This is a genomic window from Lactobacillus bombicola (assembly GCF_900112665.1).
Classification (GTDB): domain Bacteria; phylum Bacillota; class Bacilli; order Lactobacillales; family Lactobacillaceae; genus Lactobacillus; species Lactobacillus bombicola.
Map to the genome: position 1 here is coordinate 193,007 of NZ_FOMN01000001.1, position 17,692 is coordinate 210,698.

The 17,692-nt window shown below is 33.9% G+C and carries 15 protein-coding genes; 4 read left to right on the forward strand and 11 right to left on the reverse strand.

Features of this window, described 5'->3' with window-relative positions; all coding sequences use genetic code 11:
- Positions 1-65 precede the first annotated feature (65 nt).
- The 5 genes from lanKC to msrB form a co-directional block, all read right to left on the reverse strand.
- Complete coding sequence (gene lanKC / locus BM203_RS00890; RefSeq protein WP_090092014.1) at positions 66-2,663, reverse strand: class III lanthionine synthetase LanKC; 2,598 nt, start codon at positions 2,661-2,663, stop codon at positions 66-68.
- Between the two features lie 23 nt (positions 2,664-2,686).
- Positions 2,687-4,411 (reverse strand): ABC transporter ATP-binding protein, encoded by a 1,725-nt coding sequence (locus BM203_RS00895; protein ID WP_090092015.1) that lies wholly within the window; start codon positions 4,409-4,411, stop codon positions 2,687-2,689.
- Positions 4,412-4,484: 73 nt separating this feature from the next.
- The gene (locus tag BM203_RS08630) at positions 4,485-4,613 is read right to left on the reverse strand and encodes a hypothetical protein (RefSeq protein WP_255409268.1); all 129 of its coding nucleotides are present in this window, start codon (positions 4,611-4,613) and stop codon (positions 4,485-4,487) included.
- A gap of 156 nt (positions 4,614-4,769) precedes the next feature.
- Positions 4,770-6,359, reverse strand: coding sequence for a type I restriction-modification system subunit M (locus BM203_RS00900; protein WP_090092017.1), 1,590 nt, complete (start codon positions 6,357-6,359; stop codon positions 4,770-4,772).
- A 193-nt stretch (positions 6,360-6,552) separates the two neighbouring features.
- The gene (gene msrB / locus BM203_RS00905) at positions 6,553-6,984 is read right to left on the reverse strand and encodes a peptide-methionine (R)-S-oxide reductase MsrB (RefSeq protein WP_090092018.1); all 432 of its coding nucleotides are present in this window, start codon (positions 6,982-6,984) and stop codon (positions 6,553-6,555) included.
- Between the two features lie 149 nt (positions 6,985-7,133).
- On the opposite strand from msrB, the gene BM203_RS00910 reads away from it, so the two are divergent.
- Positions 7,134-8,321, forward strand: coding sequence for an aminotransferase class I/II-fold pyridoxal phosphate-dependent enzyme (locus BM203_RS00910; RefSeq protein WP_090092020.1), 1,188 nt, complete (start codon positions 7,134-7,136; stop codon positions 8,319-8,321).
- An 84-nt stretch (positions 8,322-8,405) separates the two neighbouring features.
- Positions 8,406-8,900, forward strand: coding sequence for a thiol peroxidase (gene tpx, locus BM203_RS00915; protein WP_090092021.1), 495 nt, complete (start codon positions 8,406-8,408; stop codon positions 8,898-8,900).
- Positions 8,901-8,944: 44 nt separating this feature from the next.
- Here tpx and BM203_RS00920 read toward each other — a convergent pair whose 3' ends face one another.
- The 5 genes from BM203_RS00920 to BM203_RS00940 form a co-directional block, all read right to left on the reverse strand.
- Positions 8,945-9,445 carry an NUDIX hydrolase gene (locus BM203_RS00920; RefSeq protein ID WP_090092023.1) on the reverse strand — a complete coding sequence of 167 codons (501 nt, stop codon included), beginning with the start codon at positions 9,443-9,445 and terminating at the stop codon, positions 8,945-8,947.
- A gap of 106 nt (positions 9,446-9,551) precedes the next feature.
- Positions 9,552-11,399: an aspartate--tRNA ligase gene (gene aspS, locus BM203_RS00925; RefSeq protein ID WP_090092025.1), complete on the reverse strand. Its 1,848-nt coding sequence runs from the start codon at positions 11,397-11,399 to the stop codon at positions 9,552-9,554.
- 4 nt (positions 11,400-11,403) lie between these two features.
- Positions 11,404-12,690, reverse strand: a complete 1,287-nt coding sequence (hisS, locus tag BM203_RS00930) for a histidine--tRNA ligase (RefSeq protein WP_090092026.1) — start codon at positions 12,688-12,690, stop codon at positions 11,404-11,406.
- 275 nt (positions 12,691-12,965) lie between these two features.
- Positions 12,966-13,403, reverse strand: coding sequence for a D-aminoacyl-tRNA deacylase (gene dtd, locus BM203_RS00935; RefSeq protein WP_090092028.1), 438 nt, complete (start codon positions 13,401-13,403; stop codon positions 12,966-12,968).
- Positions 13,403-15,643 (reverse strand): RelA/SpoT family protein, encoded by a 2,241-nt coding sequence (locus BM203_RS00940; RefSeq protein ID WP_090092030.1) that lies wholly within the window; start codon positions 15,641-15,643, stop codon positions 13,403-13,405. Before BM203_RS00940 ends, dtd begins: the two co-directional genes overlap by 1 nt.
- A 192-nt stretch (positions 15,644-15,835) precedes the next feature.
- Here BM203_RS00940 and BM203_RS08685 point away from each other — a divergent pair, with 192 nt between their 5' ends.
- Positions 15,836-16,033 (forward strand): hypothetical protein, encoded by a 198-nt coding sequence (locus BM203_RS08685; protein WP_159428270.1) that lies wholly within the window; start codon positions 15,836-15,838, stop codon positions 16,031-16,033.
- 24 nt (positions 16,034-16,057) lie between these two features.
- On the opposite strand, the gene prmA is transcribed toward BM203_RS08685, so the two are convergent.
- Complete coding sequence (gene prmA, locus BM203_RS00950; RefSeq protein ID WP_090092033.1) at positions 16,058-17,002, reverse strand: 50S ribosomal protein L11 methyltransferase; 945 nt, start codon at positions 17,000-17,002, stop codon at positions 16,058-16,060.
- Between the two features lie 58 nt (positions 17,003-17,060).
- Between prmA and BM203_RS00955 the strand changes: the two genes are divergently transcribed.
- Positions 17,061-17,570 carry an aminoacyl-tRNA deacylase gene (locus tag BM203_RS00955; protein WP_090092035.1) on the forward strand — a complete coding sequence of 170 codons (510 nt, stop codon included), beginning with the start codon at positions 17,061-17,063 and terminating at the stop codon, positions 17,568-17,570.
- The last annotated feature ends 122 nt before the right edge of the window (positions 17,571-17,692 follow it).

Here is a 17,692-nt window from a genome sequence, read left to right on the forward strand (position 1 = left end):
ATGTGATACCACAAAAGCCACTCCATGATAAATGGAATGGCTTTTTAGTTATGTTAATTAAAAAATTATTTACTTCTTAGAAGTGGTAGCCAGGCATTCCAGGTATGTTGCTTAATATCTGTTAAAAGTAGCAGTAAGCCACTGCTTCCAGTAGTCAAATCTAAAGAACACTTAAAGCCAAAGCTGCCAGGTACCCTTACGCCGCCATTTTGAGCAACTAAGTAATTATTAAGTAAATTGTACTTCTTCTTTAAAGTCACTTTATTATTGGTACAAATTGCAAAGGCATTATCTAAAATCAGCAGGCTAAGAAAACCATCGAATAATCCGGCAAAAAAAGTTACAAAAACATCATTTTGCTTTAATATTTTTAATAAAATTTCTAATTCTTTTTTGGTAAAAACCTTAGGATCATCTTGTAAAAATTCTATCATTAATAAGGCTAAGCCAGCACTACCATGATTAACATACGGGATTAAACGTTCATATGAGTAGGAATTATCTTTAATAAATGCACCGTCACTTGTAAGTTGTAATGAATTTTTTATTACTATCTGGTAGATTCTTAAAGCTGCTTGCTTATATTGATTTGCCTTTGTAACAATACTTAATTTCCATAAAAATAATGCTGCACCCAACCAGCCAGTAATTAATCCACTATCAGTTTTTTCGGTATAGCGTTCATGCTTAATGATTTGCATTACTTGTTTACCAAGATCAATTGCATTTTGTAAGTAAATAGTTTTTTTGGTTTGTCCATAAAAGCATAAAAAAGCTAGCCCAACTCCGGCTAAACCAGAGTAAATTGAAATGTCATTGGTTAACTTAAGTGCCACGTTAGTCTGTATTTTTTTCATTATACTGTAACTAATTTTAGTGTAGCCTTGTTCATACAAAACAGTGGCAATACCGCTTAGGCCAGTAAATAATCCGATATCTGTTGCTGGCTCAGCTAACAATTTTTTTAAATTTGGTAATTGCTGTTCGAGCCAAATATTAATTTCTTGCTTACTTTTCTGATCTAAAGTCTGTGATCTATTTAAAGCCATTATAGCGCCAAAAGCACCATTGGCCACGGAATAATAACTAATTTCAGAACTGTATTGCGGAATGTCACCATAAATTAATCCTTTAAAGTTGTAGTTCAAGTTGTCGCTGATTCCCTTAGCTACTTCGGCTATATTTTGATTTAACTGATTCAGTGAAAATGGTGTAGACGGTACTGTTAAATTTTGATAATAATACTGCGGGTGGCGTGAGTCAGAATTAAAATTCAAATTTAATTGCTTTTTTAAATTATGCAAAAATTCTACAATTTGCTTGCCAAATTCATTGCTAATATTCTTATCTTGCACGGCTTCTAATTCAGGCGCCCAATCAAAGCCAGTTGCGGTTGGCAAAATCATATAACGTGCTATTTTGTATAACGCAATTCGATCAGCTTCCGCAAAAGTCTTCGCATTAAAATCAGAATAGCCAGGCGTTGCCAGACCAGGATTGTAGGCTGCTGAAGCTTTTTGAGCATTTTCAAAATCAATTAACTTTACTTTATCTGTATCTAATATAATTATATTATCCGGTTGTAAATCACCAATTGCGATTCCCTTTTGGTGAATTTGGTTAATTGCCTTTAAAAGTGCCGTAATAATTTTGACCGTCTTCGTAAGATATTCATTTTTCTTTTGCTTATTTGCGGTAAAGGGATATTGACTATCAACAAAATCAGCTAAAGTATCTCCTTGAAGGTACTCTTCAACTAAATATTGATGTTTCCATGCCTTAAAACTTTCATAAACATTAACAACTGTTGGTATCTCGGCTAGTTGCTTTAATATTTTATACTCGTGTTTAATCCGATTAAAACCATCATTGCCATTAGCATCTAAGCCCGCAAAAGCACGGCCTTCTTTTAGAACCCATTCCTTACCCTTGAAAACTGCATGATAAACTCCACCAGCATTGCTATAGTGCAAAGAAAAATCAACATTATAATTCATTAGTTTTTTGAATTCATTTTTATCATAATGTTGTACATTATTTTTCAATTGTTCAGGTTCTACAATAAAATCAGGCTGATAATAATATGGTAACCGTTTATCTTCAACTAAGTTATGTTTATTATCAATAATGGCGTAAACTTCTTCACCGTCAATCACCGTTTTCATTGCCTTAAAGGCACCGTAACGGTAAAAGACATGGCTATCTTGCCATTCTTGATCGCTTAATATATATGGCCCCTCTAAAAAGTCTTGGGTGATTTCTGCTAACGCAGTCAGAAGTTGGACAAATTTAGTAGTATTTACGGGATAAACTGTAATAAACTTTCCCGACTCTGTTCGGTCACCATATTTGGAATTACTTAAAAGCATTGCATCTACTGTATCAATAAATTTATAACTAACTTGTTGATTGTTTAAGTACTGGCTCACCGTCAATAATAGTTTTTGTGCATCCTTAATATTAGCAGTTAGATGAATTTTCCAGCCTTGTTGGGGCAATTTATGATCAAATAAAATATAATGCCAATAGCTATCAGTTGATTCTTGAAAGCTAGTTTTAGGTTTTGTAAATTTAAATTTATTTTTTGGTTCATCATTAGGATAATAAAAAAGTGAACGGTCGTTTTTAACAAATTCCAGGTATTCATTACCAGTTAAGTCCATTTATCTGTTTCCTCCTTGTATAATTATTTTTCAACTGCCAATAGTTCTTCATTAACAAATTGTTTATATTTAGGAACCAATTGCATCAACTCTTGGTGGGTACCACTGCCGGTAATTTGATGATTATCTAAAAAATAAATTTTGTCTGAATCAACAATTGTCGATAAGCGATGAGCAATAACAATTAAAGTCGTCTGGTGATTAGCAAGCAACTCATTCAAAGTATTAGTAATAATTTTCTCCGAATTGGGATCCAGGTTAGATGTTGCTTCATCTAGAATTAAAAAATTGGCTTGGCGCAAGTATGCGCGAGCAATCTGTAATCTTTGCCTTTGACCACCTGATAAACCAATTCCTTGTTCACCAACTAAAGTTTGTAAGCCATTGGGCATTTTTTGCACATCTTCTAACAAATTAGCCTTGTCCAGGGCGGCCCAGATGTCACTTTCTTCAGGAATAGCAGTCAAACCAAACGTTAAGTTTAAATAAATTGATCCTGAAATAATCGTGTTTTCTTGGGTTACTACGGCAAACAAATTACGCCAAGTATTTAGATCATAGTTAGTTGCACTTACTGAATTTAATAAAAGTTGTCCTTTATTTAATTCATACAATCTAGTTAATAAATTAATAATTGTTGTTTTACCAGCACCAGAGGGACCAACTATTGCTATTTTTTGGCCACTATTAAAACTTAAAGAAATATTTTGTAAAACCGGTTCCTTTTGATATGAAAAAGAGGCATTTTTCAACGTTAAACAACTATTCTTAGCAAACAATATTTGAGAATTAACTTGATAAACACTTTTTTCTCCTGGTGTATTCAAAATATTATTTAATTCCAAAGTAGCTCCTTTAGCTTGCTTGTAACTGGTATAAAAATTGCCCAACATATTAATTGGCTCAATTACCTGAAAGAGATAAATTAAAAAGGATACTAAGGTGCCAATACTCAAACTAGCCTGCTGTACACGAATACCACCATAAATAATAATTAAAAGAATAATTCCTAAAGTAAAAACTGTTTGAATGGGACCTACAATTGAAAATATGCGATCAGTTTTATTTGAAACTTTAAATAATTCAACTACTACCTGCTTAAAATTTAACAAGACTGGGCGATAAGCATTATTCAGCTTAATACTGCGGATATTATATATGTTTTCTGTACTTTGACCAGAAAGTTCACTTAATTTATTCTGGGTAGTGAGCGACAATTTTTCACTAATTTTTCCAATTGGATATGCAATTAAGATAATTAGTGAAAAAGATAAGACAATAAATACCGTCAATTGCCAATCTAAATGAAATAAAACAATGAATGATCCTAGCACTGCAATTAAACTATTAATGGTGGCTGGAATACTACTAGTCATAAAATCTTGAACTACTTCAGCATCATTAATTAAATGACTAGAAAGTTGACCACTTTTTTGATTAGTAAAAAAGCTCATAGGCAAAGTAAGTAACTTTTGCTCAATTTCCATTCTGACTTCAGCAATTTTTAAATTTCCGGCCACACTGATCAAGTATTGGCAAAAAGCACTAATAATTGCACTAAAAATAATGGTTAACACGATTACCGCAACTAAACGAAAATTGATATGTGCACTTATGTGCGTTTTACCGTCAATAAATTGTCGCACTATTAAAGGTATCAAAACCTCAATAAAGGTACCAAAAATCCCTAAAATAAGACCTAAAATGAACTGCCAAGAAATTGCATACAACTTTATTTTCTTATTCATAAATCTCACATTCTTTTACAATTAATAAAGACATATCTCATGACCAAAGATATGTCTTTATTAATTTATTTACTTAAAATATACCAAAGAAAGTATGCCCGCAAATTAACGACTTTCGTTTTTTATTATTGTATTTACTATGTTTTTGATGTTTGACCTTCTTCTTTTGTAGGCCAAAAATATGCCGCATTAATGAATCCATGTAATCGCTCCCTTTCATTGATATAATAGCATATTTGTCAAATCGATTAAATATTGTTTCTTCCTTTTTAAAAAAATCCTTTATTCTTTATTTGAATTATTTATAATTGATGTACTAATTTGATTAAAAAGCTAATACTTGCCACTATATAAAAACTCACTGGTCCCTTTTAATTTCTAAGACTTTTAAGTCTTTAGCAATTTTAGCTTCTAGTGCAGCGATGTCTTTTTTATCTTGGACCAATAATCTATCGATTTCAGTTAAATCAATTTTTTTATTTTCAGAAGTAGTAATATATTGTGAAACATTTAAATTATAATCATTAGCACGGATTTCTTCGATGGATGCTAAATAAGCATATTGTGGCATAGCTACACGTTTTTGATAGGTCTTGAAAATTTTATCAATGTTTTCCTGAGTTAAATAATTTTTCATTTTACCTTTAGCAAATTCTTTTGAAGCATCAATAAAAAGAATATCTTTGCTAGTACGCATCTTTTTTAATACCAAAATAATCATTGGCCTTATGCCCTCATAAAATAGATTAGGCGGTAGCCCTATTACAGCATCGATCTGATTACCATCCGGATGCTCAACCAAATTTTTGCGAATTGTAGCTTCTGCAGCACTACGGAATAAAACTTCGTTAGGAAGAACAATCGCCATGATTCCCTTTTCGTTTAAATGATAAAGACCTTGTAAAACAAAAGCAAAACTAGCCTTAGTCCGAGGAGCCAATTTGCCATAATTACGAAAACGGGGATCCGTTAACTTATTTTGGTTATTGTTCCAAGATTGAGGATATGGTGGATTAGCCACAACCGCATCAAAGGTACGTGGATGAGCAATTTCTTTAGTATTTGGTTCGGCCGGCCAATCGTTTTCGAGCGCATCATTGTTGAACAATGTCATATTAGTAAATAAAACATGGTGCAACATTAAATTTATTCTAGCTAAATTGTAAGCGGTCAAATTTGCTTCTTGCCCATACAATTTAGCAATTGCTGAGTTATTATCATTTGCGACCGCTGACAAAATTGAACCTACCCCACAACTAGGATCATATACTGTGAACGATTGGGTTGCTTTAGGTAAATGTGCTGTCACTATTTTAGCTATTAATTTTGCAACTGCCGGTGGTGTGCAAAAAGTAGCCCCCTTCTTACTAGCTGCATATTTGCTAATTAAACCAGTAGAGATATCACCAAGAATATCTTTACCAGCTTCATCTTGATAATCAATACTATCAACTAATTTGACAATCTTCGCTAAAGACTTCACTCGTTCATTATCTGATGACCCCAGGTAGGAATCGGCTAAGTTAAGATTACTAAAGATCCCCTTGAAGGTTTGACCTGCCGCTTTAGATAGTGCAGCATTCTTATCAAAATTAGCAAAAATAGTTTGATAGTCACTTAGATTTACTTGGCCCTTGTCAATTTTATTTACTAATGACTGCCAAGTGTCAAGTGGCGCAATGGCATAACCAAGATTTGAAAAGATATCCTTAAGATAAGCATTTAATTCAACACCGCCTGCTTGTTCTAGGTAAGCTTCATTAATTGCTTGGTCTTTCTTAACATTTATAGCACTGCTACTAACAAGATACTGTTCTTGCTGTTCGGACAAGTAACGATAACATATGAAGGCTAAAATATAATTTTTGGATTCAGTTGTATCCGTATTAGTCTCTAGCTCATTGGTCAGTGTCCATAACTGAGAACTAATTGTCTGTAATTTTGTCATTATTCTTCCTTTCTCATGTACCCATTTAGCGCAATAGTACTTTTGCTTTTGAAGATGGACTATTTGCTATTGCCTCATACTAATTAGCTTATCAAGTTTTTAGAAAATGTTAAATTAAGAGAGCTAAAAATAAAAAAAGCATCTAATTTATTAAAGAAATTAATTTGCTTTTTTATACTTTACATAATTATTATTATTTAAAAAGTTTGCGATATTCGCCATATCCCTCTTTTTCTAATTGATCAAAAGGAATAAATTTTAAAGCTGAAGAATTAATACAATAACGTAAGCCTCCTTGATCTACAGGACCATCGGTAAAGACATGTCCTAGATGAGAGTCAGCCTCAGGACTCTTGACCTCGGTGCGTTCCATATTATGAGACTGATCACGATGATAAACTAGTTTTTGAATTGGCTTAGTAAAGCTAGGCCATCCACAACCAGCATCGTATTTGTCTTCACTTGAAAATAGTGGTTCCTTAGAAACAATGTCAACATAAATTCCCTTTTGGTAAAAATCATCATATTTACCCTTAAAAGGATAATCGGTAGCCCCATGCTGCGTCACTTCGAATTGCTCCTTGGACAAATGCTTTAATTGCTGCTTTTTTTGTTCTTGATCCATTATTGTCACTCTCCTTAAATAACTATCATAAATCTATTTCTGAACAACAGAAAAATTAATTGCTAAATTAATATTAATTTAAATATTCTTAAAGCGACTACTGCGTTATAATTGTATCTATATCAAAATTCAAGAAAGGTTCTTTTATTATGCCAACCCTAGCAAATAATTTATCTGATACAATTAACAAAAGGATTGAAAAATTACCTAAATCCGAAATTCGTTCATTTAGTCAAAAAATATCTCAAATTCCTGGAATAGTTAAGTTGACTGTCGGTGAACCCGACTTGAACACTCCCGACCACATTAAGCAAGCTGCTATAGATGATATTAACCGCGATGACTCACACTATGCGCCAGAAGCCGGTAAAGAAGAATACTTAAACGCAGTAAGTGATTATCTCAAAAAGAGTTTAGGTGTGTACTATAACCCCGAAAATGAAATTTGTGCAACTGTCGGAGTATCAGAAGCCTTAAATGTTTCCTTTATGGCTATCCTTAACCCCGGTGATAAAGTGATCGTTCCTACACCTGTTTGGGGAGTCTATTTTGGTATTATAAAAATGGCTGGCGGCGTACCTATAGAAGTAGATACTTCTGCTGATAATTTTATTTTGACTGCTGCACATCTAGCAAAAGTTATGGAAAATGAAGGAAAAGGAGCAAAAGCAGTTATTTTAACTGATCCATCTAATCCGACTGGACGAGTTTATGCTAAAAAAGATTTAAAAGAGCTAGCAAAAGTTATTGTCGATTATAATTTATTTGCCTTAAGCGATGAAATTTATGCCGAATTAATTTATGCTCAGAAAAAGCACTATTCGCTTACACAAATTATTCCGGATCGGACTATCCTTCTTTCAGGATTATCTAAAAATTTTGCCATGACTGGTTGGCGAATTGGTTATATTGCAGCGCCAAAAGAAATTATGCAAACGATCTCCAAAATCAATTCCTTTATGATTACTTCAGTTACTGATAATGTTCAAATTGGGGCAGCAGAAGCTATCAGTCATGGTGAACAAGATTATATCGAAGCCCGAGCAATTTATGAACGCAGATTACACATAATTCAAACAGGTCTTGAAAAAAATGGGTTTACAATGGCTACACCTGAAGGCGCATTTTATATTTTTGCTAAAATTCCAAGTAAATTCGGTACAGATGATGTAGCTTTTGCTACTGACTTAGCCAATAAAGTTAAGGTAGGAGTAATTCCTGGTAGTTACTTTGGGGCTGGTGGTCAAGGATTTGTACGTTTATCCTATGCATCATCTGAAAAATGTTTAAGAACTGCCGTTGAGCGCATTACAACTTACGTAAATGAGCAGCTTTAAATAATTAGCAAGCATTTTATTTTGGTCCAGTTCAGTAGATAGTTTAGACTTTAGAGTAACAGTTTTAAAGAAAGAGTAAACAAAATGCAAATTACAAGACTAAGTACCCCATTATCGACTAATGGTCAACCACCAAAAGTTGGCGAGATATTACCCGATTTAAAAATTGAAAAAGCTGATGGATCTATCGTCAACTTGTCAGAATTAATTAACAAACCCACCTTAATTAGCGTAGTACCCGACATTAATACTAGTGTATGTAGCATTTCAACCAAGCGCTTTAATAGTGAAGTTGACAAATACGACAATATTAATTTTTATACCATTTCAACTAACTCACCTAGTGACCAACGTAACTGGTGTGCAGCAGAAGGAGTAGTAAAAATGGAATTACTCTCTGATGAAAAATTTGATTTTGGTAAGAAGATGGGACTATTTATTGAAAAAATGGGACTTGATTCACGAAGTATTTGGATTGTTGACACTAACCAAAAAATACTTTATCAAGAATTAATTGTGGAAATGACTAATGAACCAAACTATGATGCAGCTTTAGCATTCTTAGATACTTTAAATTAAGCAAAGAAAAAGGCAACTAGGTAAAATACTAGTTGCTTTTTTGTTTAAAAAACTGGTCGTTGTAAAACTTGCCAAGTAGAAAAAGTTTGATCTTCTAAATTCATTTGCTCAGGATTGATGAGATACAATTTAGCCCACATAACTAAAGGAGAAGCATTGGTGAAACTGAGCTTTTTCAAAGGTACGCGTACTGCTCCTAATGAGTCTTGGCCATCAAATTGGCTAACCTCACCTTTTAATTGCCCGACTGCTTTTTGGATATCATAAAAAACGCAGAAGTGCTGGTTAAAATGCCAATTTTCATAGTCCCAAGGGTATTTAAATGATGTAATCCCTAATTGTTGATAAGCTTGAACTAGTAAGCCGGTCTCTTCTCTTATTTCCCGTAGCATAGCTTGATCCAGTCCCTCTCCATCCTCTAAACTGCCTCCAGGGAGATCATAACGATTAGTGTATGGACCACCATTCTTTTTAATAACAACAAGTTCGGACTGATTACCAATTATTCCATAACAGCCAAAGGCCAAGTGATATTTTCTAAGCATTGTTTTGTTTCCAATCGCTATTAAACACATTATGAAAATAAGCCACAAAACTAGAAGGTTACATCAAACAGTCAGTTTTGCAGCTTATTTTCTTTAAATTTATCTATTAATTTTTATCCCAAGAAGTATTTTTAGCAGCAGTTTCTTCTGCTTGTTGCTTAAGAGTTGTTTCAATTTTAGCTACACTTTCGTGATACTGTGCTTCAACTTCGATCCCCAAGTCAGCTAATTGCTGCTCAGCAACTGGGGCTGGTGCGTGCATCATTGGCTCTGAAGCATTAGCATTTTTAGGGAAGGCCAAGACATCACGAATATTATCTTTTTCTGCTAGTAGCATTGCAAAACGATCTAAGCCAATAGCTAATCCAGCATGTGGCGGGAAGCCCATATCAAGAGCATCTAATAAGTAACCAAATTGTTCATATGCCCGTTTTTTGCTAAAACCAAGTGCTTTAAGCATTTTTTCTTGAATTGAACGCTTATGGATACGAATTGAACCTCCACCCAATTCATCACCATTCATCACAATGTCATAACTACGAGCATGCGCCTTGTGCGGATCAGTATCAAGTAATTTAATTCCCTCATCATCCGGCATAGTGAATGGGTGGTGAGCCGCAATCCAACGACCTATGCCTTCATCATATTCAAATAGGGGCCAGTCAACTACCCAAACAAAATTAAAGACATGCTTAGGAATGATATTGGTCTCTTTAGCAAATTCCCGGCGTAAATGATCTAATGAATCACAGCAGACTTTCCATTTATCAGCTATAAAGACCAATAACTCACTACCTGTAAGAGAAAATTCTTTAATTAGGGCAGTTTGATTTTCCTCATTTAAAAAGCGCGCAATTGGTCCATTAAATTCCCCATTTTCAAATTTAACCCAAGCTAAACCCTTAGCGTGGAAACGTTTAATGAAATCTTGTTTTTTCTCAATTTGTTTGCGCGAATAAGTCTCAGCGCCGTTTTTAACCGCAATCCCTTTAACAAAACCGCCCGCACTAATTGCATTAGAAAATACTTTAAAGTCACTATTTTTAAAAATTGGACTTAAATCATGAATTTGCATGCCAAAGCGAAGATCAGGCTTATCAGTACCATAATTGTTCATTGCTTCAGTCCAAGTAATGCGATCAATTGGCGTTTTTAAGTCAATCCCCATTACATCTTTCATAACTTTCTTTAATAGTCCTTCAGTATATTCTTGCACTTGTTCTTCATCAGTAAAGGACGTTTCCATATCAATTTGGGTAAATTCTGGTTGACGATCGCCTCTTAAATCTTCATCGCGGAAGCATCTAGATAACTGGTAGTACTTATCAAAACCTGCTCCCATTAACAATTGTTTAAATAATTGAGGTGACTGCGGCAAAGCATAGAAACTACCTGGATAAATTCGCGAAGGAACTAAATAATCTCGTGCACCTTCTGGTGATGATTTTCCTAAAATTGGTGTTTCAATATTAATGAAACCATTTTCATCAAAATATTCATGTGTTGCCTGTAAAATTTTCGAACGTAAAATAAGCGCTTTTTGTAAGCTGGGGCGCCGTAAATCTAGATAACGATATTTTAGCCTAGTTTGCTCGCCTACTTCAATATTATCTTTAATTTCAAAAGGTGGATTTTGTGATTTATTTAAAATAATAAGTTCTTGCGCATTAATTTCAACTTCTCCTGTTTTCATTTCTGGATTAATGCTCGAACGCTTAACTACCTCACCTTTAACTTGAATAACATATTCATTACCAAGTTGATCAGCAAGGTGCATCAATTCTTGGCCTGAGTCATGATTAATGACTACTTGAACTAGACCTTCACGGTCACGTAAATCAATAAAAACTAAATTACCTAAATTACGAACTCGTTGAACCCAACCATATAGATTAACTTTTTGACCAATATATTTAGCAGTAATATTACCACAATAATTTGTTCTTTTTTCCATAATTTTAATCCTTTAAATGTTCTAAGACTGAATGCATATTTGCTAAATCACTTAACAGCAAATCAATTTTTTGTCCATCAGCTAAGCGTTTAATATTCAACTTACCCTCGGCTATTTCTTTAGCTCCGATAGTAATTACATATTTGGCCTTAACTCGATCAGCTTTTTTAAATTGCGCTTTTAACTTCTTTTGATCAACGTCATATTGAACCCTAAAACCTTGCTTACGTAACAAACGAGCAATTTCAACAACTTTAATTTCAGTCTCTTCACCAATATTAGTAATAAAAAAATCAATTCCTTGATCAGTAAATAAGCCTGGGTTTTGTTTTTGCAAAACTAGCATTAAGCGTTCTTCACCAATACCAAAACCAACTGCTGGGGTTGCAGGACCATCAAATTCTTCAACTAGGTGGTCATAACGTCCACCACCAAGAATCGTTGTAGCCGATTCCCATAAACTAGCGTCTTCAACCATAAATTCAAAGATAATCCCGGAATAATAATCCAGCCCTCTAACCAAATCATTATCAATTACATAATGGATATCTAACAGGTCCAGCATCTGAATAATTCGATTAAAATTATTTTTAGAAGCTTGATCTAAATAATCAATAATTTTTGGTGCATTAGGTAAAAATTGCTTATCTTGTTCATCTTTAGAATCTAAAATTCGGAGCGGATTTTTCTCTAAGCGTCGTTTAGAATCATCGGAAAGCCGGTCTTTTAAGGGCGTAAAATAGTCAACTAGTGCATCATGATAACTTTGACGCACTTGACTATTACCCAAGGTATTAATGTGTAATTCATAATTTTTAACACCAAGTTTAGCCAATAAATCGTTAGCTAGAACAATGGTTTCAACATCAGCTAAAAAATTACTTGAGCCGAAACTTTCAATACCAATTTGATGAAATTCTCGCTGCCGCCCAGCTTGCGGGCGTTCATAGCGAAAGGTTGACTCAATATAATAAACATTAAATGGCTTAGCCATTTCTGGAGCATAAAGCTTGTCTTCAACATATGCTCGAACAACGCCAGCTGTTCCTTCTGGACGTAAAGCAATGTGACGTCCACCCTTGTCATTGAAATCATACATTTCTTTTTCAACTACATCCGAAGTTTCACCACTTGATCGAGAAAATACCTCATAGTTTTCAAAACTTGGTGTTCTAATTTCTTGATAGTTTGCCTGTTTGAAAAAATCACGCAATATTTGTTCAACTTTTTCCCATGAACTAGATTGCCCTGGCAATATATCAACTGTTCCTTTAGGTTTTTGCACTCTCATCTAATCATCCTTTTAATCTAAAAAGCACCCTTGAATTAAATCAAGGGCGCTTCAAATTAGCACGGTACCACCTTTTGCCTGCTGCGATTAACGCTCGCGAAACGTTTATTATCTGTTAAAGGGGTCACAGTTAGCTCATTATCTGTCCTTGCACCATAGATAGACAGTCTCTGAAATAAAATTGCTAAGCTTCATTCTTTGTCATTGATAATTCTTTTTTAGCTTATATTTTTACTAGCAAAAAGTCAACCTGTAGTATCATTTTGCACCGATTTTTACATATCTAATACAATCGTGAACGGACCATCATTTTCTAAATCAACTTTCATATCCGCTCCAAACTGTCCTGTTTCAACCTCTAAGCCCAACTTTTCTAATTCATGATTAAAAGATTGCCATAATTCAGCAGACTTTGGTGGCTTCATGGCTTGAACAAAGCTAGGACGATTTCCCTTTTTGGTATCTGCTAACAGAGTAAATTGGCTTACACTAAGAATTTTTCCATTAACATCCTTAATTGCCAAATTAGTCTTACCACCCTCGTCTTCAAAAATACGCATCTTAGAAATTTTGTTTGCAGCTTTTTGAATAATTGCTAAGTCGTCCCCTTCACCTATACCAACTAATAAGAGTAGCCCTTGATTAATCTTACCAACTGTTTCCCCAGCTATTTTTACATTGGCCTGGTTAACCCTTTGAATTACAACTCGCATTAATTATCTGCCCTCCTTGTCTCATAAACATCAGGAATGTCTCTTAATTTAGTTAAAATACTGGCTAATTGACTTGAATTATTCACAGCAACGGTAGCATAAATGTGTGCTATATTATCGTCATTAACTTTACCTGAAAGATTATCAATATTAGGCGTTAGTGCATTTAAGCGGTTGATTACATCACTAAGTAGCTGGGCCCGATTGTAACCAAATATTTCAATATTTGCATTAAATGATTGATTATTATTTGACTCAGTGCCTTCCCAAGAAACTTCTACTAATCGACCTAAACTATCATTATTGTTTACAATATTACGACAGTCATTGCGGTGAATAGTGACACCACGTCCCTTAGTAACATAGCCAACAATTTCATCGCCGGGAACTGGATTGCAACACTTGGCTAAGTGGAGCATCAAATCGTTAATTCCTTGGATAGTAACACCATCGTTATGTTTTGACTTAAGTGTTGCAGCATCTAAGCGACCGTTAACTGACTTGTTAGCAGCTTTTTGACCAGAGTTCAAAATTTCTTCTTCTAGTTGCTTTTGCTTTTTTTTCTCATCTTCACGGCGCAAATCAGATGTTAGGCGGTTAACAATACTAATGGCAGACAAATCGCCAAAACCAACTGCAGCATACATTTCATCAACTGTATGATAATTCAGTTGAACCAAAATTTTTGCAACATGCTCCTTATCCATAAACTCTTTAGGTGAAAGTTCCTGGCTACGAAGCTGTTCAGCAATCATTTGTTCCCCTTGAGCAATACTATGGTCGCGATCAAGGTTACGATAATAACGACGAATTTTATTGCGCGCTCTAGAAGTCTTAACCATATCCATCCAATCGCGCGATGGTGTTGCATTGGTTTGGGTCATAATATCAATGACATCACCATTTTTTAATTTATAATCAAGCGGAACTAGCTTTCCGTTAACTTTAGCTCCAACTGCATGGCTACCAACTTGAGTATGAATTTCATAAGCAAAATCTAAAGTAACTGCTCCCTTAGGCAATTCATATACTTCCCCCTTAGGCGTGAAGACATAAACTCGATCCGAGAAAATTTCACTTTTGACGCTTTTCATGAATTCACCAGCATCTTGGGTTTCATCCTTTAATTCAAGAATTTCACGCACCATATCTAGTTTTTCATTTGAACTTGTTTGCTCAACCCCATTAAAGTTGCCCTGTTTATATGCCCAATGTGCTGCCACACCATATTCAGCTACATCATGCATATGCTGCGTTCGAATTTGTATTTCTAAAGGTCGCCCACCTGGTCCAATAATCGTTGTATGCAAAGATTGGTAGCCATTAACCTTCGGAACAGCGATATAATCTTTAAAACGCCCCGGCATTGGCTTCCACTTTGTATGGACAGCTCCTAAAACTGCATAGCAATCTTTAACAGTTTGCACAATTACTCGTACAGCTAAGAGATCATAAATTTCTGCGAAATCTTTATGTTTGTCAACCATTTTTTTATAAATGGAATAAATATGTTTAGGCCGCCCATGAATATCATATTTAATATTTAAGCCGTCTAAACTTGCAGTTAGCGTGTTGATTGTGTCTTGAATATAATTTTCTCGTTCGCTACGCTTAGAATCCATTAAACTTACAATTTGATAGTATGCCTTGGGATTTAAGTAGTGAAAACTCATATCTTCTAATTCCCATTTGATTGTTCCAATTCCAAGGCGATCGGCAAGTGGTGCATAGATATCCATTGTTTCAGAGGCAATACGTCTCTGTTTATCAGGGCGTAAATGCTCTAAAGTATGCATATTATGAAGGCGATCTGCTAATTTAACCATAATTACACGTAGATCTTTTGCCATAGCAATTAGCATTTTTCGATGATTTTCTGCCAAAAATTCTTGATGTGATTTATATTCATACTTATTTAGCTTGGTAACTCCATCAACAATAAAGGCTACATCTTTACCAAATTTATCTTTTAAATCATTATTAGTTACTGGAGTATCTTCCACTGTATCATGCAAAAACCCTGCTGCAATCGTGTCGGGATCAAGCCCTAGAGTTGCTAAAGTTCCAGCAACTTGAGTGGGATGAACAATATATGGTTGACCAGAAGCACGTTTTTGATTTTGATGCGCTTTTTGAGCAAAGTCGTAGGCCTGCTTAACAAATGCCAATTGCTCCTCATTCATATATTTTTGACACGCATTGATTACCTCATCATATGTCATTTCTACGTATTTAGACATTTTAATCACCTTCAACTATATATTTGCTTATCCATTAAGCCAAAAATTTCAAAAATAAGATAAATTAAACCAAATAACAGATTATAATTTGCATATTTTAATAATACTATCAAACAAAAACATGTTGGTAAAAGAAGTAGCCAATAATGCTTTATATTGATAGTTTTAACCAAATTACCTACATGATATCCGATGAAGCAATTAATTACAGTGAATAATAGTCCCACTCGCCAAATAACTGAAATTTTCAATAGACTAAAAATAAAAGGTAAAGTAACAACTAAAATACTCCACCAAATTACTGGCATTGGCTTATACTGGTTTATCTTGCGAATAAAAGATATTTGTTTGAACTTATCAATCAATTTAATAATTCCTTACTTAATTTAACTTAATTTTATATTATAACTCTTTTCAATTATCTTTTCGCGTAATTATTAAACCAATCCAGCGATCTTGCTTTAAAGTAAGGATAATTTTAAAACCATTCTGATCAAGCAAATGGGCTATCTTATCCAATTGCAAATAATCTATCCCTGAAAAAATCACTTTTCCTGCTTGAGTTAAATGTTGATCTAATTGTGGAATTAGTTCAAGTAATATTTCAGCCAAAATATTAGCAACAATAACGTCAAACTTTTCATTAACATCTTGTAGTAAACTTGTTTTTTTAATATCGATATTAGTTAATTTATTCAAAGCAACATTTTCTTGGGCAGCTGTAATTGCCTGATCAGATATATCAGTTGCCATTACCCTGTTTGCTCCTAAATAGGCAGCTGCAATAGCTAAAATTCCTGAACCAGTCCCGACATCAATAACAGTCTTAGGTTCAACCAACACTTGTTCAAGTCCCATCATTGCTAAACGAGTAGTTTTATGGTTACCGGTACCGAAAGCAAGACCTGGATCGAGTTTAATTAAATGTTGATCACTAAATTTAGCTTGATAGTTTTCCCATTCAGGAACAATGGCTAAGTGGCGTGAAAAATTCACAACATGGTAAAATTTTTGCCAAACACGATTCCAGTCGCTATCCTCAATATAGGTATAATCAATTTTATTTAGACCAATATTTAAACCGTATCCTTTCAATTCGACTAATTTATTTTTATAAGCATTAATTAAATGAACTTGACTTTGATCTGCTGCAAAATAAGCAGCAAATTCCATATCTTGTGGCAAATCAACAATTTCATCTAAATCTACAATAGTAGAATCATGTTTTGTATTTGCATCTTCAAAATCAGAACGTTTACGTGTTTCTGTACCCAAGCAATGAAGAATATCTTGACTAAAAACATTAAGTGCATCTTCTACTTCATGACTGGTTTCAATTTTAATAACTAGTACTTTCATGCTTAAACTCCCTTTTTATTTATCTTTTATCAATGCTATTATTAAGAAGGTGATTTTTATGGTAAAGAAGAAACGACAAATTGAAAAAACATTGGTTGAAAAAATTTTAGATCAAAATAAAATTTTATATCAGCAAGCCCAATTCCCTACTCATTCAGATTCTAGTGGTATAGCACAAATGGATACTTCTATTCTAAACGAGAATGAACATTTAATCTATAAAACACTTGTCTGTTTAGGAAATAAGACTGGTGTTTTAGTTGGCGTTATTTCGGTAACGGAACATTTAGATATGAAAAAATTAGCTAAAGTATCTGGTAATAAGAAATGCGAACTTTTGCCACTAAAAGATTTAGAAAAAACAACAGGTTACGTCCATGGGGCTAATACTCCCATCGGCATTTATTTTAACCATCATTTTCCCATCTATCTAGATAGTAGCATGATGCAAGAAAACAAAATTGCTGTTTCGAGTGGAAAAATCGGGCGTAGCGTGTATCTCAAACCCAGCGATTTAAAAAGAATTACAAATGGAACATTCTGCGACTTAATAAAAAATAAAAATTAAGTATCTATTAACTATCTTATGTGTATTTTAAAATTTATAATTTAATAATTTTTTAGCATTTTACCTTTAAATAAACAGTACTTTTGTAATACAATGTAAACTAAAATAAAAGATAGGGATTA

Coding starts and splice junctions, on each gene's coding strand:
- lanKC (WP_090092014.1), bottom strand. CDS start 2,663: ATGGACTTAACTGGTAATGAATACCTGGAATTTGTTAAAAACGACCGT.
- BM203_RS00895 (WP_090092015.1), bottom strand. CDS start 4,411: ATGAATAAGAAAATAAAGTTGTATGCAATTTCTTGGCAGTTCATTTTA.
- BM203_RS08630 (WP_255409268.1), bottom strand. CDS start 4,613: ATGGATTCATTAATGCGGCATATTTTTGGCCTACAAAAGAAGAAGGTC.
- BM203_RS00900 (WP_090092017.1), bottom strand. CDS start 6,359: ATGACAAAATTACAGACAATTAGTTCTCAGTTATGGACACTGACCAAT.
- msrB (WP_090092018.1), bottom strand. CDS start 6,984: ATGGATCAAGAACAAAAAAAGCAGCAATTAAAGCATTTGTCCAAGGAG.
- BM203_RS00910 (WP_090092020.1), top strand. CDS start 7,134: ATGCCAACCCTAGCAAATAATTTATCTGATACAATTAACAAAAGGATT.
- tpx (WP_090092021.1), top strand. CDS start 8,406: ATGCAAATTACAAGACTAAGTACCCCATTATCGACTAATGGTCAACCA.
- BM203_RS00920 (WP_090092023.1), bottom strand. CDS start 9,445: ATGCTTAGAAAATATCACTTGGCCTTTGGCTGTTATGGAATAATTGGT.
- aspS (WP_090092025.1), bottom strand. CDS start 11,399: ATGGAAAAAAGAACAAATTATTGTGGTAATATTACTGCTAAATATATT.
- hisS (WP_090092026.1), bottom strand. CDS start 12,690: ATGAGAGTGCAAAAACCTAAAGGAACAGTTGATATATTGCCAGGGCAA.
- dtd (WP_090092028.1), bottom strand. CDS start 13,403: ATGCGAGTTGTAATTCAAAGGGTTAACCAGGCCAATGTAAAAATAGCT.
- BM203_RS00940 (WP_090092030.1), bottom strand. CDS start 15,643: ATGTCTAAATACGTAGAAATGACATATGATGAGGTAATCAATGCGTGT.
- BM203_RS08685 (WP_159428270.1), top strand. CDS start 15,836: ATGAAGCAATTAATTACAGTGAATAATAGTCCCACTCGCCAAATAACT.
- prmA (WP_090092033.1), bottom strand. CDS start 17,002: ATGAAAGTACTAGTTATTAAAATTGAAACCAGTCATGAAGTAGAAGAT.
- BM203_RS00955 (WP_090092035.1), top strand. CDS start 17,061: ATGGTAAAGAAGAAACGACAAATTGAAAAAACATTGGTTGAAAAAATT.